This is a genomic window from Quadrisphaera granulorum (genome assembly GCF_003149145.1).
GTDB lineage: Bacteria > Actinomycetota > Actinomycetes > Actinomycetales > Quadrisphaeraceae > Quadrisphaera > Quadrisphaera granulorum.
On record NZ_QGDQ01000028.1, the window covers coordinates 1 to 14,344 of the forward strand.

A 14,344-nucleotide genomic window follows, 5' to 3' on the forward strand; every position below is an offset into this window, starting at 1 on the left:
ACCGCTCTGGACGCTGCACCAGCAATGACGGCATGATCAGCGAAGCTGACCTCGCAAGGTGACAACGGAAGTACACCACTCCGAGGGACGTGACCCAGGACTCCGGCTCGGGCAACGCCTCGGTCGGCTAAGGAGCCATCGACCTTCGACGTTCCCGGCGGCCGGGGCAGCCGATTGTCATGCGGTCGCGGCGAGGCCATCCATGCACGTTCTCACGATCATCGACCGGCGTGAGGAGGCCCAACGGTGCCCGGGGTGACCGAACCCGATCCCCTGCGGCGGGATCCCGCTGAGCGGTCCTCGATCGAGACAGCGATCTCCGGCTCCACGGACGTGACCAAGAACGCCCCGCAACCGGCGGTCAGTGAGCGTGCAGGTAATCCGGGCGATGCTCACCGGCCCGACCGGCGTGGGCGTGCCTGTGCACGTCGCCGTGAGCGGGATAGGCGTGCACTGTCGCTCGTGCGAGCTTGCGTATCGCTCGGGTCAGGTCCCGCTCGGCGTCGTGAGCCACCTCGTGGGCCTGGGCCAGGCTCAGCGACGGGTCGACGTCGAGCTCAGCCTCAGCGACCAGCTCGTGACCGACCCAGCGCATCCGCACGGTGCGGACCTCGCGGACCCCGGGGCAGGCGGTCAGGGCACGCTCGGCGGTGGTGACCAGTGCGGGGTCGACGCCGTCCATGAGCCGGCTCAGCACGTCGCGGCCAGCGCCCCACAGCACCGCCACGATCGCCACGGTGATGACCAGCCCGACGATGGGGTCGGCGATCGGGAAGCCCAGGGCCACTCCGCCGGCACCGACCAGGACCGCCAGCGAGGTGAAGCCGTCAGCGCGGGCGTGCAAGCCATCCGCCACGAGAGCGGCCGAGCCGATGCGGCGCCCGACGCGAATGCGGTACAGCGCGACGGCCTCGTTACCCAGGAACCCGACCAGGCCAGCAGCAGCGACCCAGCCGACGTTGTCGATGGGCTGGGGGTCCAGCAGGCGCCGGATGGCCTCGTAGCCGGCGACGACCGCGGACAGGGCGATCATCGCCAGGACGAACAGGCCCGCGAGGTCCTCAGCGCGGCCGTAGCCGTAGGTGAAGCGCTTGGTCGCTGCTCGCCGGGACAGCACGAAGGCGATCCACAGGGGCACGGCAGTCAGGGCGTCGGAGAAGTTGTGGATGGTGTCGGCCAGCAGGGCCACGGAGCCGGAGACGGCGACGATGACGACTTGCAGCAGTGCGGTCAGGCCCAGGACCACCAGGGAGATCTTGACGGCGCGGATACCGGCGCTGCTGGCTTCCAGGGCGTCGTCGATGGAGTCGGCGGCGTCGTGGCTGTGAGGGGCGAAGATGCCCTGCAGCACGCCCTTGACGCCGGTGGCGTGCTCGTGGCCGCGCTCCCCATGGTCGTGCGAGTGGCCGTGCTCGTGATGGGTGCCCATCAGCCGGCCTCTACGCCATCGTGCAGGGCCGCAAGGCCGGCGGTGTCGCGGTGGTGCCCGGGGATACCTGATCCGGCGTGCTCGGCGTTGTGAATGGCGTCGGTGACCAGCTGGGCGACGTGGTCGTTCTCCAGGCGGTAAAAGATCTGCACGCCGTCGCGGCGGGTGGCCACCAGGCGCGCCATGCGCAGCTTGGCCAGGTGCTGGGAGACCGACGGGGTCGGCTTGCCGACGTGCGTGGCCAGCTCGCCCACGGGTAGCTCGCGGTCGATCAGGGCCCACAGCAGCTGGACCCGGGTGGCGTCGGCGAGCATCCGGAAAACCTCAACCGCCAGGTCGACCTGGTCTGTGGGTAGCTGCCGCCGACACGCATTACTTGCGTCCATGCGCAAAGAGTAGAGGAAGGGATCGGCGCCTCCACACCTCGCGGGATCTCGGATGGCGATCCCCAGCGGAACATGATCGCGACCGCCGGCGGCGACAGCCCTGAGTGCCTCAGGTGTGCCGATCAGCGGTCGGCAGCGGCACGCTCCAACAGAGGCACGCTCCAGCAGAACGGTCGGCAGCTGGGACAGGTGCTGACAAGGTCCCGACTGTGTCCTGTTCGAGCGTCAGTCCAGACGGCATCTACTGCCATCGCCTCCGGGCGAGCGTCAAGCAGCGGTCCAGTGAGGACTACCTCTAGCTGTAGTCGAACGGAATACACTTTGGTTCGTGGAGCGCTTCGACCTCGACGAGCTCGATGACGACGCGCCCTTCGAGGTCGACGTCCAGGCCGCACACCTGTTCAAGCACCCAGGGCTGGGCCTGGACGACGTCGAGGAGGTCTGGGCGAGCAGTCCGCTGTTCTACCCGGCCACCCCACCGGCGCACTGGCTGATGGTGGCTGAAGTCGCCGGCCAAGTACTCACCGTGCCACTGGCGCCGTCCCGCTCCGGCGATCCGCGCCGGTGCCGACCGATCGGCTGCTACCAGGCAGCCCAACACCTCGCCCGCCGCTACCGGGAGGACCGATGAGCACCGCCGATCACGACCCCACCTCCACGACCGCCATGACGCCAGAGCAGGAGAACGCCTTCTACGCCGACCCCCGCAACCAGACCCCTCAAGGGCCGCCGGTCCGCCGTCGCCGAGGCACCAAGGCCAAGCTGAGCGACCCCATCCCCGTGCGCTTCCCCGAGGACCTACTGCAGCAGGTGCGGGCCCGCGCGGCTGCTGATGACCGGTCGCTGTCGAACTGGATCCGACGAGCCGTCGAGCACGAGCTCTCAGGGCGTTGAGGCTGAGGGCCGTCTCGCGCCCAGCAGACGATCCACACAGCAGCTTCCCGCACGAGGAGCGTCAGCGGGACACGATCGTGATCTTCAGCGGCAACGGCCGGTGAAGTCCACCCGCACGTCGGTGACGTCGGGCTGGCGCAGTGAGGCCAGGTCGGCATCCGTGAACCGATGGCCCCGCACCGTGACGAAGGGCGCCACGCGTGGTGACCGGCCTTGCCGCTGCCGGTGAAGACGATGCGCGTCATCTGACGCCAACCACGAAGATGGTCGTCGGGGCCTGCGGCACCGGCAGCGCCGCGACGGCGACGGCGGCGAGGACGACGACGACGGCGGCGCGGTCGCGCGATCGGATGCCTGCGGCACGGGTCATGCCTGATCGGTGCACGCTGGTGTTCTCCGTGGCCGGGGGGCTCGCCAGGCGCGTCAGCCCCCGCGGTCGGCGATGATCAGCTCAGCGATGCGGTGCTCGCGCAGCGTGAACCGGCGGTCGAGCTTGGCGACATGCGAACGCTGGAGAAGAAGCAGCTCGTGACCCGGCGTACCGATGCGCGCGACCGCCGTGCCGTCCGCGTCAGCGCCACACCAGCCGGCGCCGCCCTCGCTCGGGCCGCGACCCAGGACGTCGAGGCCGCCGACCTCGCCTTCTTCGGCCCCGGCCACCACGAGGCCCGCTCACTGGTGGAGCATCTGGCCCTCCTGGACGGCACCGCGGGCACAGACGACTGACACGGCGTCCCGCCCAGCCGCTGAGACCTCCGTCCCCGAAATCTCGGCCACCGCAGCCGCCAGGCGTTCGATGCTCGACGCCGGCACCCCCGCGAGGTTGATGCGCCCACCCGGCATGCCGTGCACCGCGTGCTCGACCCGCAGCACCTCCATCTGCGACGGCGTCAGCGGCAGCTGCAGGAACATGCCGCGCTGCCCGCTCACCACGTCCGCCACCGACACCGCGCCGCGCGAGCACAGCTCCGCGACCAGCGCCTCCCGCAGCCGCGTCAGCCGCACCTGCGCGCCATCGAGCTCGGCACGCCAGAGGGAGCGCAGGTCGTCGTCGTCGAGGATCTCGGCTACCAGCTCGGCGCCGTGCCCCGGGGGCTGGGAGTACTGCGACCGCGCGGTCGACTCCAGCACGGTCTGCGCCGCGGCGACGCCCGCGCCCCCATCAGAAGCACCGACGACGACGGCGCAGCCCGTCCGCTCGCTGTACAGCCCGAAGGCCTTCGACGCACTGACCGCCACGAGCACCTCGGGCACGCGGTCGACCAGGAGCCGCAAGCCGGCGAGGTCGGCGTCGAGGCCATCGCCGAGCCCGTAGTAGGCCATGTCGACGAACGGGGTGACGCCCGCCTCGAGGCAGGCGGTCGCCAATGAGTCCCACAGCGACAGCGACATCGAGGTGCCCGTCGGGTTGTGACAGCAGCCCTGGACGAGGTAGACGTCGCCGGGGCGCGCGGAACGCACGGCGGTGAGCAGGGCGGCCTCGTCGAGCGCACCCGTCGACGTCGTCCACGGGTGCGTCACCACCGTCAGGCCAGCGGCGCGCAGCAGCGGCACGTGGTTGACGTACGCCGGTGTCCCGAGCAGCACGCGGCGCGTGGGACTGGCCACTGCCACGAGCTCGGCGAGCAGTCTCAGCGCGCCCGTGCCTGCCACCGTCTGCACCGTGGCGGCCCGCTCCACCCGCTCACACGACCCGAGCAGCAGCGACGTCATCGCCGTCGTGAAGCGCGGGTTGCCGGCCATGCCCTGGTAGGCCTTCGAGCCGCGGCGGGCAGCGAGACGGTCGGTGGCGCGGGCGACGGCCTCCATGACGGGCACGCGGCCGTCGTCGTCGCGGTAGACCCCGACAGTGAGGTCGAGAGCCCCCGGGCGCCGGTCAGCGGCGGCTCGCGCCACCAGCGACCAGACCGGGTCGGGCGGACACGGGCGCAGCTGGGCGAGGAGCATCGCGGACCTCCGGAGAGACAGAGCGGGCACGGCGAACAGGGCGGACGTGGAACGCGAGGACGCTGGCGACGACCAGCACACCGCCGACGAGCACGCGGGCGTCGAGGTGTTCGCCGAGCAGGGGCACGGCGAGGACGGCGACGAGCACCGGGCTGAGCGCGCCGATCGTCGCGGCGCGCGGAGCTCCCAGTTCACGGATGGCGACGGCGTACGCGAGGCCGGCGAGCACCCCGACCCCGACGCCCTGCACCGCGGCGAACATCAGCAGCTCACGCGTGACAGAGGCCCCGGCCAGCAGATGCGACGGGAGCAGCCCCGTCACCGAAGCGAGCAGCACGACGACGAACGACGGCAGGCAGACGACGACGGCCGCCGACACCGGGTCGAGCCGGGTGGCGCGCAGCCCGAGCGTGTAAACGCTCCAGACGAGCCCGGCGGCGAGCAGCACCGCGGTGCCCGCGACGTGGCTCCCGCTCGATCCGCCGCCCGTCCCGGCGATGACGACGATCCCGACGACGACGCCGGCCAGCGCGACGAGCTGCCTGCGGCTGCAGCTCGCTCCCCACAGCGCGGCCACGAGCGCGGTGACGAACACGGGGACCGATCCGGGGACGACGACACCGACGAGCGTCGCCGAGGACATCGCTCCCCCGGCCGCGCAGACGAGGAAATACGGCAGACCGGCGCCGATCGCGAGCGCCGCCAGGACGGCGGGGCGTTCACCGCGGACGCGGCGCAGCGCCCGCGGCAGCCACGGCGCGAGTACCAGCAGCGGCAGGCCGAAGCGGAGCAGGGCGACGTCGGCCGGGGTCCAGGAGGAGGTGGCGATGGCGCGGATGCTCAGCGCGAACGACGCCCAGACGAGCACCGTGAGCGCCATCGCGAGCAGACCGAGACCCTGCCTGCGAGAGAGCGGCGGTCCGGAGGTCGGCATGCTGCGACGCTAGCCAGAACGGGTGAGCAGCCGATTGCGTCTTCTGCTGCGTGTCGGCGCTCACGTGGCAGGATCTGCCATTCATGGACGAGATCGACAAGCACATCCTCCACGAGCTGCAACTCGACGGCAGGCTCTCCAACCAAGACCTCGCCGACCGCGTGGGCCTCTCGCCGTCGCCGTGCCTGCGGCGGGTGCGGCTGCTGGAGCAGCGCGGCCTCATCACCGGGTACACCGCGGTGGTGTCGGCACGGGAGGTGGGGCTGCCGATCACGGCGTTCGTGCGGCTGCGCCTGGTCTCGCACGCCCCCGAGGGCGTGACGCTCTTCGAGGAGCGCGTGCGGGCCCTGCCGCAGGTCATCGAGGCGTACCTGCTCGCCGGTGACCACGATTACCTCCTGAAGGTGGCCGTGGCCAGCTTCGAGGCGTACGAGCTGTTCGTGCGCACGCAGCTGCGCGGCATCCCCGGGGTGGAGTCCATCCAGACGACGTTCGCCTACGGCATCACCAAGCCTCCGAGCCCACTGCCCGTGGTGTGACACGCGACGCGTGATCGCCTCCTCAGCGCCACCGTGCGGTCCTACGCTGCGCGAGTGAACAGGGATCACCGCCGTCCTGACCCCTGGATCGGATGGGCCTTCGTGGCAGCCGCCGCGGTCTTCATGATCGCGGCGGGGAACTCTTGGCATCTGTGGCGGTCGGTCGAGTCGATCGAGCCCGGCAGCTGGTGGAGTCACCACCATCGCGACCGGATGCAGTTCTGGCTCGCATGGTCAGGCGTCGCCGGTCTCGCCGCCGGGGTGGTGTGGGCCAGCCGCCGCTGGGGCCTTCGCGCAGCCAGCGAGCCCGATCCCGTGAGCACCCAGAACGCGCCGCTGGCGGGCGGCGCCTCGGCGGTGGGCTCCGTCGTCGTCGTCGATGTCCCCAGCACCACCCGGCTCGACTGGAAAGTGCCCACATCCCCCCGCCCCGTGCATTGGACGGACCGGCTGCGCTGGGCGCTCAGCGTCGGCTGGGTGGCGCTGCTGCTGGTCGGGGTGTTCGCCGGCACGCGGGTCAGCACCTTCGACGACGCACTGGCCGCGGTGTCCTCCGGAGCGGTCCGCGAGGTGACCGTCGCCGCCGGACCCGAGAACCCCGGAGCGGAGTGGTCGGGCTACCTCACACAGGAGGTGTCCTGGCGCGAGGGGTGGTTCCGGCACCGCGCCGAAGTGACGTGGTCGAACAGCCCTTCCGGCACGGATGCGAACACAGACGGCCTCAGCACGTCCGAGACGAACGGCGTTCCGGTGCTCGGACGCGACGTCGCCGACGTGCTGCGCGACGCGCGGCCGGCGCTCGTCGTGCATCGCACCGACGTCGGGAGCCTCAGCTCCACGACCTTCCTCGGCTGGTACCTGCCGGCGCCGCAGGTGCTCGGGCCGCTGATGCTCGCCGGGGCGCTGCTCCTCCTGTTCCTCATCCTCAACGTGCCGCCGACGTGGCGGCTGACGCGGTGGGCGTGGTTCTGGGTGGGCTTCACGCCGGTTGGCGCGATCCTCTTCGCGCTGTTCGCCGGCCCGACACCAGGCCTGCCCAGGCCTCGTTATCCCACGGAGAGATTCGGCGGGCTCGTCGGGTTCGTCGCGTCCCTGCTGGCCGGCGGGTTGCTGCACTGGGGTTCTCGCTGACTGGCAGACTCCCTCGGTGCTTGGAGTGATCGTCATGGCCGACCCGCGCGTCGCCGCCATCCCGGTGCGGGAGTGCGGCGAGCCGCTGGTCGACACCGCCGACAGCGAGCACCTGCGCGTCGACGACCGGATGGCCGACGAGCACGGGCAATGGCGGCTGCTGCGCGCCGGAGTGGTCGAGCGCCTCGAGCGGGCCGCACAGCTGCTGCCGCCCGGGGTCAGGTTGCTCGTGCTGGAGGGGTACCGGTCGCCGCAGCGCCAGGAACGAGGCTTCACCCGGTACCGCGAGACCTTGCGGGCGCTGCGCCCCGACCTCGACGAGGGCGCGCTGCGCGCGGCGGCCAGCCGCTACATCTCACCGCCGGAGGTCGCGCCGCACCCCTCCGGCGCCGCCATCGACCTGACCCTGTGCGACGACGACGGCACCGAGCTCGACCTGGGCTGCGCCTACGACGCCACCCCCGAGGAGAGCGACGGTGGCTGCTTCACCGCTGCTCCGGGGCTGCCCGAGCGGGCTGCGGCCAACCGACGGCTCCTCGTCGAGGTGCTCACCGAAGCGGGCCTCGTGAACTACCCCACCGAGTGGTGGCACTGGTCGTACGGAGACCGGTACTGGGCGCTGAAGACCGGGGCACCCGCCGCCCTCTACGGGCCGCACGACCTCACGGCGCCTGCACAAGCAGCAGCGGTCTGACGGCGGCCAGCGGCACGCCGTCCAGAGCGGGCTGCAGGTGGGGGTCATCGACGTGTCCGTCAAACTCGACGTGCGCTGAAGGCCCGGCGCTGCGCTGGGCGATCTCGGCGAACGAGCGAGCCAGCGCCCGACGCAGCAGGGCCACCCCCGTCAGGTGTCCCGGAACGCCGACCGCCGTCACGTCCGGAACGACGGTCTCTGCGACCGCCTCCCATCCGTCGTCGGCGGCGAACACGAGCACGGTCGCCGCGAGACGTCCGTCCCACCACACGCCTGAGCTGCACGCACGATCGACGTCGGCCACGGTGGCAGCGGCCACTTCCGCGAGCGCACGGCGGGGCGCCCCGGGTGACACCGGTGCCCACGGGGCATGCACCCACAGGTACTGCTCCACGAAAGCGGCGGCCACCTGGTCGCTGTCGAGCGCTTCGAGGGAGTCCACGACCAGCTCCGGCGGATCCTCCGTCTGCGCTAACCCGCTGTAGACGTCCACCCACGCGAGGACCTTCGGATCAGCGGCGTCAATGACCTGCCCGGGGCACCGCTGCCGCACCCCGCCACCGGTGGCTTCGAGAAAACCCATCGCCGCGGTGTTCGACGGTCGGACCTTGCTCGCGAGCGGCAGCGGCTCCGGGCGCGCCGCGCGGACCGCCGCGAGGAGGTTCCGGCCGATTCCCCGTCGGCGGGCTCCCAGGGGCGCACGTGCACAGACACGTGGTCGTTGGCTCCGGCGGCGTCACGGGCGGCGTCCATGGCGGCATCCTCTCTACGGCCAGAGAGGACCTCGGAGGTCACTGCCACACTCGCCGCGTGATCGACGGTGTGATCAAGGAGCAGGACTGGAGGGCAGGGCGCCTCGCCCCGCGCACGGGCCTCGACGTGGCGGTCCTCGCGGTGCTACGTGCCGTCGACAGGGCGTGCACGTGGGGAACGCGCCGCCCGACCACCGCCCCGACCACGCGGGCCGTCCGGCAGCTCACGCCCGACGGCCTCTCCCCGGACCAGGCACGCGCCCGCCTCGCAGCCCTCGGTCACCCGTGGCGCACGCTGCACCCGCTGCTCAGGCACGACGGCAACTGGGGTTGGCGGGACGGCGACGAGCCCGCCGACGACGAGTACACGCGCGTGGGCTTGTCACCCCTGGGACGTCTCGCGCTGCACGCGGCTGATGCTCAGTGCGGTCCGGTGCCGCTCGGTCTGGTGCTCGGCGACCTCCACCCCCGCTACCGGAAGCTGACCGAGTCGTCGTCGAAGGTGCCTGTCGCGGCGGCTGATCCGACACCAGCGCTCGGAGGTGAGGCACTCGCGATGCGCCCGGGGTTCGGACTGTCGGCAGTGCTCGACGCGCTGACGGCCGCCCGTGCCGGCGACACACGTCCGTCGCGCTTGCTGCCCGTGCCCCCGGCGCCGGCGGAGGCCGCCGTCGACGTCGACCTCCCCGCGCTCCTGGCCGGCGAGCCAGTGCGAGCGCGGCTAGGTTGCCGCTTCGACGTCGTCCCCGCGCCCGAGGTGCCGCCGGCTCCGCCGGGACCTCCGCCGGAGGTGATCGCGGCAGCCCAGGCGCAGGGACTCACGGACTACGCGTGGGTCGCCTACGCCCCGCGCCAGTACGCGGGGCCTTCCCTGGTCGTCACCGGCACCCCGTCGGGCGTGGACCTGGGGTTGCTCGTGGACCAGCTCCTCGAGTCCGCCTTCGAGCTGAAACAGGCGCCGATGCGCATCGCCGGGATCGACGACGCGAGCACGAGCAAGGTCGGTACCCGCGTCCTTGTCCACACGGACGACCCCCACGCCGACATCGACGCGCTACGCGCGTGGGTCCAGCAGCTACCTGCCGCCACCGTCGACGTGACCTGGCATCTGCCCGGCGGCGCCGATGCCGCGCTTCACCACTGGGCGAATCTGGTTGACGACGACGACTCAGGCCTCCAGCAGCTCGCGGCGCTCAGCGCCTGACGCTGCGCAGCGAGTTCGGGTCGGCGAGCTTGGATCAGCCGGCGCGGGCCGCGTGGTGGCGGCGCTTGGCCGCGTACATGCGGTGGTCGGCCTCGCGGAGCAGCTCGTCGGCGCTCACGGGGCTACTCATCACGCCCGTCGCGACCAGCTCGCTGGAGGAGACCGCCCCGATGCTCGCGGATACCTGGTCCAGCACCTGCGCGGCGGCGCGGCCGCTGTCGTCGTCGTCCCCATCACCGGGGGCACTGAACGGCACCGACAGGGCAACGTGGAGCCGGTTGCGCAGGTCAGCGGCGGCGAGGGCGCCGTCGTCGTCCCTGGTTCCGGCGTCACGGATGAGGACGGCGAACTCGTCGCCTCCTAGCCGCGCGACCACGTCATCGGCACGCGCCACCTGCTGAAGGCGTGCCGCGACAGCGACGAGGAGAGCGTCGCCCTGGGCGTGGCCGCAGGCGTCGTTGACGGCCTTGAAGCCGTCGAGGTCGCAGAAGGCGACGACCACCGCCCGGCCGTGCACCGATGCCCGGGCGACAGCGTCGTCGAGTGCGGCGGTGAACGCCGCCCGGTTGGCCAGCCCGGTGAGCTGGTCCCGGTACGCCAGACGCGCGAGCACGTCCGTCCGCTCCTGGAGCGCACCGGCCAGCCGCCGGTTCTCCACCACCACGAGGGCCTGGCGCAGCAGGAGCACGGTGGTGAGGAGCAGGGTGCCTGCCAGTTCGACCACGCCGATCTGCCGGTGCGTCGCCACCACCAGCACGGCGGGTACCGCGATGAGCAGCGGCAGGTACGGCAGCCCCGCCAGCAGGCCGGCGTGCAGCCACCCGATCGGTCCGCGGTCCGAGGCGCGCCCGGCGCCGACGCCCGTCGGGCGGCGGACCACGGCCCCGGAGGTCAGCAGGACCAGTGAGATGGCACTGAGGACGGCGGTCCACCCGCCGGGGACGAACGTCCCGGAGCGGACGAGCATCAGGTACAGCACCTGGCTCGTCGCCGACACCAGACAGCCCGCCGCGAGGAGCTGCACCGACAGCGACGGCCGACAGCGCGCAGCCATGACGAGGGCGGCGGTGAGCACGGCGACGGCGGACACCACGCTGCTCGACGGCAGGATGACCTGGCGGACGGTGACGCCACCGTCGTTGAGCGCCGGTGCGACGAGCCAGAGCCACCCCAGCAGGAGGAGTCCCCCGCCGGCCAGGAGCCCGTCAAGCAGGGTGCGCACCCGCGAGGTCGACGCGTGCGCCGCCCGCACGGCCAGCACCATGGCGACCGGGACGAGCGCTGCGGCCACCAGGTAGCCGAGGTTGGTCAGCGGCTCGCCGCGCGGGTTGCCGCCGACCACCAGCTCCACCCAGGCGAAGCGCACCTGGGCTGCGCTGTAGCTGGCCATGCCCGCCGCGTAGGCGGCCCAGGGCGCCACCTCCCGGGCATCGCCGCCCGCGCGGACGGTCAGCACGACGCGCCTTGCGAGCAGCACGGCGGCAGCCACGCTCAGCACGACGAGCAGCAGGTCGACCACGGCTTGGGACACGCCCGCCGGCAGCACGACCACGCTGCGGCCCGGCCCGACGATCACCATGAGCAGCACCGCGCCGACACCGAGGACTGCGCCAAGGCCGGCCCAAGGCACCCGACGACGACCACGCACCGCTCGGGTGCCGCCGGTCTCGTCAGGTGGAGCTGTCACACGGTGGTCATCGGTGCAGCGGAGGACCCTCTGGAGCCGTCACCGACGTGTCACCCGCGTGCCTCCCCCGTGGCCGCGAGCACGCGCGGGGCCGGCGGCGAAGGCGCCAACCCGGCCCACCGCTACCGCCCGTGAGCGTCTCCGGGAGCTGTGAAGAGTTAGCCCCATCAGCGTGAGCGGCCGGTCACTCCCAAGGGGCCAACAGTTCACAGCTGCCCGCGAGGTCTTCCCCGCCCCAGGAGACACCTCGGCCGGGGCTGACCCATGACTGGGGCGGTCACCGAGCTGGACGCTCCGCGCCGCTTGGTTGACGAACAGGTCCGTGGCCCGTTCCGCTCGCTGCGCCCATCACGGCTCTCGAGGCTCAGCGGCCGGCTTGCCGGCAGATGCCGTCGAGCAGCAGGTCGAGCCCGGCGACGAAGACGTCTTCGTCGTCGTGAGTGGCGAACTCGTCGACGATGTGGTGGACGAAGGGGTACTCAGCCTCGGGCAGGGCGCGCCAGTGCTCGACGGCGTCGTCGAGTCGCGACGTGTCCTCCCTGTCGAAGGTGGCCAGGTCCTGCGCGGCGCCGTCCTGCGGGTGACGGCCGAGGTCAGAGGCCACACCGATGACGTACCCCGTGACCGCCGAGACGGCGTGGAACCGCTGACGGGCGGTGAGGTCGAGGCGCATCGCCTGCTGGCCCATGCGCTCGTAGAGGCGCAGCCCGTTGGGCTGCAGCCCTGAGTCGCGCTGGAAGTAGGCGCCCAGCCATGGCCGCGGGGCGATGACGCGATAGAACGCCACCGCCATCTCCCGCAGCGCGTCGACCGGGTCTTCGGCGGTGGTCACGCTCTCCGTGGCGGCGAGCACGTCGGTGAGCACGTGGTCGCTGGCGCGGGCGATGAGCTCGTCCTTGCTGGAGACGTACCAGTAGATGCTGCCGACGCCGCCGCCCAGCCGCGCGGCCAGCGAACGGAAGGTCAGCGCCGACTCGCCCGCCTCGTCGAGCAGCGCCACCGCACCGGCGACGACGGCCTCCAGGGAGTGCGAGGCGCGTTGCCGGGTGCCACCTCGTGTGGTGCGTGCGTCCGCCATGCCGACATCCCACCACATGCTTGCGCGCAAACCGAACGTCGTTCTATGTTGACCGAACGCCGTTCGGTTCGAGCGGCCGACCCCACCCTCGAGAGGAGGGACGCCATGAGCTCCAGCGCGCCCACGACAGCCCCCACCCCCCACACCACCGCTCCCACCACCACCACTGGGACGACGACGAGCGCGCGCACGTACACCTCGCTGCGCGCGGCGTGGATCCCCCTGCTCGCCCTGTGCCTAGCGTTCTTCGTGGAGATGGTCGACAACACCCTGCTGTCCATCGCCCTGCCGACCATCGGCCGCGACCTCGGCGGCAGCACCACCGCCCTGCAGTGGGTCACCGGTGCCTACTCGCTGACCTTCGGCGGGCTCCTGCTCACCGCCGGGTCGCTGGCCGACCGCCTCGGACGCCGCCGCGTACTGCTGGTCGGGCTGGCGGTCTTCGGCACCGTGAGCCTCACGGTGGTAGCCGTCACGACGACGAGCGAGCTCATCGCCCTGCGCGCGGCACTCGGCATCGCCGCCGCCGCGATGGCCCCGATCACCAACTCCCTGGTGTTCCGCCTCTTCGACGACGAGGCGCTGAGGATGCGCGCGATGACCGTGATGATCGTCGTCGGCATGAGCGGCTTCATCCTGGGCCCGCTCCTCGGCGGCACAGCGCTCGCGCACGTCAGCTGGGAGTGGCTCCTCGTGGTCAACGCCCCCGTCGCCCTGCTGGCATGGATCGGGGTGCGCCTCGGCGTGCCCGCCGACCACCGCGACGACCTCACCGACGACAGGCTCGACCTGCCCGGCGCGGTGCTATCGCTCACCACCATCGGCCTGGCCTGCTACACGCTGACCAGCGGTGTCGACCACGGATGGCTGTCACCGGCCACGATCGGGTGCGCGCTCGGCGCCGCCCTCGCACTCCTCCCGTTCGTCGCCCACGAGCGCCGGACGGCACAGCCCATGCTCGACCTGGCGCTCTTCCGCGACGGCACGGTCCGCGGCGCGTCCATCGCCCAGGTCGGCACGGCCATCGCCATGTCCGCGGTGATGTTCGCCTTGATCCTGCACTTCCAGTACGCCTACGGCTGGAGCCCCGTCCGCGCCGGACTGGCCAACCTGCCGCTGATCATCACGATGATCGCCGCCACGCCGATCTCGGAGAAGCTCGCGCAACGCTTCGGGCACCGCGTCGCCTGCCTCATCGGCGCCGCGCTGATGGCCGGGTCGCTCGTCGGCCTTGCGGTCTCCGTCGACCACGGCTACCCCGCCATCGCAGCCTGCATGGTGGTCATGACGGTCGGCCTGCGCACGGTGATGACCATCTGCGCGGTGGCGCTGGTGCGTGCGGCACCGGAGAACCGCACGTCGCTGGCCGCATCGCTCAACGACACCGCCCAGGAGGTCGGCTCCAGCATCGGCACCGCCGTGGTCGGCACCCTCATCGCCGTCCTCGTCACCACCGTGCTGCCCGCCGGCACATGGAGCACCGAGCTGGTCAGCGCGTTCTTCCGCGGCGAGCGGGTGGCGTTCGCCGCGCTCGCCGTCGTCGTCGGTCTGCTCGCGGGAGTCGGTGCGCTGACGCTCAGCAGCTCCCGCAGCACCGACGAGAACCCCATCCCCGCGGCATGACCGCGCCCGGCCGCCTCCCCTGCGGACAGCGGAGACGGCCGGGCGG

At 72.0% G+C, this 14,344-nt stretch carries 16 protein-coding genes; 8 read left to right on the top strand and 8 right to left on the bottom strand.

Annotated elements, in window-relative coordinates; genetic code table 11:
* Positions 1-361 precede the first annotated feature (361 nt).
* Both BXY45_RS18010 and BXY45_RS18015 read right to left on the bottom strand, forming a co-directional pair.
* Entirely contained in the window at positions 362-1,429 is a 1,068-nt protein-coding gene (locus BXY45_RS18010) for a cation diffusion facilitator family transporter (RefSeq protein WP_109775919.1), read from the bottom strand.
* A complete protein-coding gene (locus tag BXY45_RS18015; protein WP_109775920.1) occupies positions 1,429-1,815 on the bottom strand; it encodes an ArsR/SmtB family transcription factor in 387 nt (128 codons plus the stop codon). The genes BXY45_RS18010 and BXY45_RS18015 overlap by 1 nt, the downstream gene beginning before the upstream one ends.
* 328 nt (positions 1,816-2,143) lie before the next feature.
* On the opposite strand from BXY45_RS18015, the gene BXY45_RS18020 reads away from it, so the two are divergent.
* Both BXY45_RS18020 and BXY45_RS18025 read left to right on the top strand, forming a co-directional pair.
* Positions 2,144-2,446: a hypothetical protein gene (locus BXY45_RS18020; RefSeq protein ID WP_109775921.1), complete on the top strand. Its 303-nt coding sequence runs from the start codon at positions 2,144-2,146 to the stop codon at positions 2,444-2,446.
* The gene (locus tag BXY45_RS18025) at positions 2,443-2,709 is read left to right on the top strand and encodes a YlcI/YnfO family protein (RefSeq protein WP_211319720.1); all 267 of its coding nucleotides are present in this window, start codon (positions 2,443-2,445) and stop codon (positions 2,707-2,709) included. Before BXY45_RS18020 ends, BXY45_RS18025 begins: the two co-directional genes overlap by 4 nt.
* Positions 2,710-2,950: 241 nt before the next feature.
* Here BXY45_RS18025 and BXY45_RS24605 read toward each other — a convergent pair whose 3' ends face one another.
* Positions 2,951-3,079, bottom strand: a complete 129-nt coding sequence (locus BXY45_RS24605) for a hypothetical protein (RefSeq protein WP_281270621.1) — start codon at positions 3,077-3,079, stop codon at positions 2,951-2,953.
* 131 nt (positions 3,080-3,210) lie between these two features.
* Here BXY45_RS24605 and BXY45_RS18030 point away from each other — a divergent pair, with 131 nt between their 5' ends.
* Entirely contained in the window at positions 3,211-3,435 is a 225-nt protein-coding gene (locus BXY45_RS18030) for a winged helix DNA-binding protein (protein WP_146211260.1), read from the top strand.
* On the opposite strand, the gene BXY45_RS18035 is transcribed toward BXY45_RS18030, so the two are convergent.
* Complete coding sequence (locus tag BXY45_RS18035; protein ID WP_109775923.1) at positions 3,382-4,656, bottom strand: aromatic amino acid transaminase; 1,275 nt, start codon at positions 4,654-4,656, stop codon at positions 3,382-3,384. The genes BXY45_RS18030 and BXY45_RS18035 overlap by 54 nt on opposite strands.
* Positions 4,586-5,590: a DMT family transporter gene (locus tag BXY45_RS18040; protein ID WP_109775924.1), complete on the bottom strand. Its 1,005-nt coding sequence runs from the start codon at positions 5,588-5,590 to the stop codon at positions 4,586-4,588. The genes BXY45_RS18035 and BXY45_RS18040 overlap by 71 nt, the downstream gene beginning before the upstream one ends.
* Positions 5,591-5,673: 83 nt before the next feature.
* Between BXY45_RS18040 and BXY45_RS18045 the strand changes: the two genes are divergently transcribed.
* The 3 genes from BXY45_RS18045 to BXY45_RS18055 are packed head-to-tail and all read left to right on the top strand — an operon-like array spanning position 5,674 to position 7,954.
* Positions 5,674-6,129 carry an Lrp/AsnC family transcriptional regulator gene (locus tag BXY45_RS18045; protein ID WP_170131592.1) on the top strand — a complete coding sequence of 152 codons (456 nt, stop codon included), beginning with the start codon at positions 5,674-5,676 and terminating at the stop codon, positions 6,127-6,129.
* 54 nt (positions 6,130-6,183) lie between these two features.
* On the top strand, positions 6,184-7,260 hold the full coding sequence (locus BXY45_RS18050) for a hypothetical protein (RefSeq protein WP_146211261.1): 1,077 nt from the start codon (positions 6,184-6,186) through the stop codon (positions 7,258-7,260).
* Between the two features lie 16 nt (positions 7,261-7,276).
* A complete protein-coding gene (locus BXY45_RS18055; RefSeq protein ID WP_211319721.1) occupies positions 7,277-7,954 on the top strand; it encodes a M15 family metallopeptidase in 678 nt (225 codons plus the stop codon).
* Here BXY45_RS18055 and BXY45_RS18060 read toward each other — a convergent pair.
* Positions 7,923-8,537, bottom strand: coding sequence for a hypothetical protein (locus BXY45_RS18060; RefSeq protein WP_109775926.1), 615 nt, complete (start codon positions 8,535-8,537; stop codon positions 7,923-7,925). The two genes, BXY45_RS18055 and BXY45_RS18060, sit on opposite strands and share 32 nt — an antisense overlap.
* A 227-nt stretch (positions 8,538-8,764) precedes the next feature.
* Here BXY45_RS18060 and BXY45_RS18065 point away from each other — a divergent pair, with 227 nt between their 5' ends.
* Complete coding sequence (locus BXY45_RS18065; RefSeq protein ID WP_109775927.1) at positions 8,765-9,910, top strand: hypothetical protein; 1,146 nt, start codon at positions 8,765-8,767, stop codon at positions 9,908-9,910.
* A gap of 34 nt (positions 9,911-9,944) precedes the next feature.
* Here BXY45_RS18065 and BXY45_RS18070 read toward each other — a convergent pair whose 3' ends face one another.
* Both BXY45_RS18070 and BXY45_RS18075 read right to left on the bottom strand, forming a co-directional pair.
* Positions 9,945-11,597 carry a GGDEF domain-containing protein gene (locus tag BXY45_RS18070; protein WP_146211262.1) on the bottom strand — a complete coding sequence of 551 codons (1,653 nt, stop codon included), beginning with the start codon at positions 11,595-11,597 and terminating at the stop codon, positions 9,945-9,947.
* A 364-nt stretch (positions 11,598-11,961) separates the two neighbouring features.
* A complete protein-coding gene (locus BXY45_RS18075) occupies positions 11,962-12,675 on the bottom strand; it encodes a TetR/AcrR family transcriptional regulator (protein ID WP_109775963.1) in 714 nt (237 codons plus the stop codon).
* A 105-nt stretch (positions 12,676-12,780) separates the two neighbouring features.
* Between BXY45_RS18075 and BXY45_RS18080 the strand changes: the two genes are divergently transcribed.
* The gene (locus BXY45_RS18080; RefSeq protein ID WP_109775929.1) at positions 12,781-14,298 is read left to right on the top strand and encodes an MFS transporter; all 1,518 of its coding nucleotides are present in this window, start codon (positions 12,781-12,783) and stop codon (positions 14,296-14,298) included.
* Positions 14,299-14,344: the final 46 nt, after the last annotated feature.

Coding starts and splice junctions, on each gene's coding strand:
- BXY45_RS18025 (WP_211319720.1), top strand. CDS start 2,443: ATGAGCACCGCCGATCACGACCCCACCTCCACGACCGCCATGACGCCA.
- BXY45_RS18015 (WP_109775920.1), bottom strand. CDS start 1,815: ATGGACGCAAGTAATGCGTGTCGGCGGCAGCTACCCACAGACCAGGTC.
- BXY45_RS18030 (WP_146211260.1), top strand. CDS start 3,211: ATGCGAACGCTGGAGAAGAAGCAGCTCGTGACCCGGCGTACCGATGCG.
- BXY45_RS18075 (WP_109775963.1), bottom strand. CDS start 12,675: ATGGCGGACGCACGCACCACACGAGGTGGCACCCGGCAACGCGCCTCG.
- BXY45_RS18040 (WP_109775924.1), bottom strand. CDS start 5,590: ATGCCGACCTCCGGACCGCCGCTCTCTCGCAGGCAGGGTCTCGGTCTG.
- BXY45_RS18045 (WP_170131592.1), top strand. CDS start 5,674: ATGGACGAGATCGACAAGCACATCCTCCACGAGCTGCAACTCGACGGC.
- BXY45_RS18010 (WP_109775919.1), bottom strand. CDS start 1,429: ATGGGCACCCATCACGAGCACGGCCACTCGCACGACCATGGGGAGCGC.
- BXY45_RS18080 (WP_109775929.1), top strand. CDS start 12,781: ATGAGCTCCAGCGCGCCCACGACAGCCCCCACCCCCCACACCACCGCT.
- BXY45_RS18035 (WP_109775923.1), bottom strand. CDS start 4,656: ATGCTCCTCGCCCAGCTGCGCCCGTGTCCGCCCGACCCGGTCTGGTCG.
- BXY45_RS24605 (WP_281270621.1), bottom strand. CDS start 3,079: ATGACCCGTGCCGCAGGCATCCGATCGCGCGACCGCGCCGCCGTCGTC.
- BXY45_RS18060 (WP_109775926.1), bottom strand. CDS start 8,537: ATGGGTTTTCTCGAAGCCACCGGTGGCGGGGTGCGGCAGCGGTGCCCC.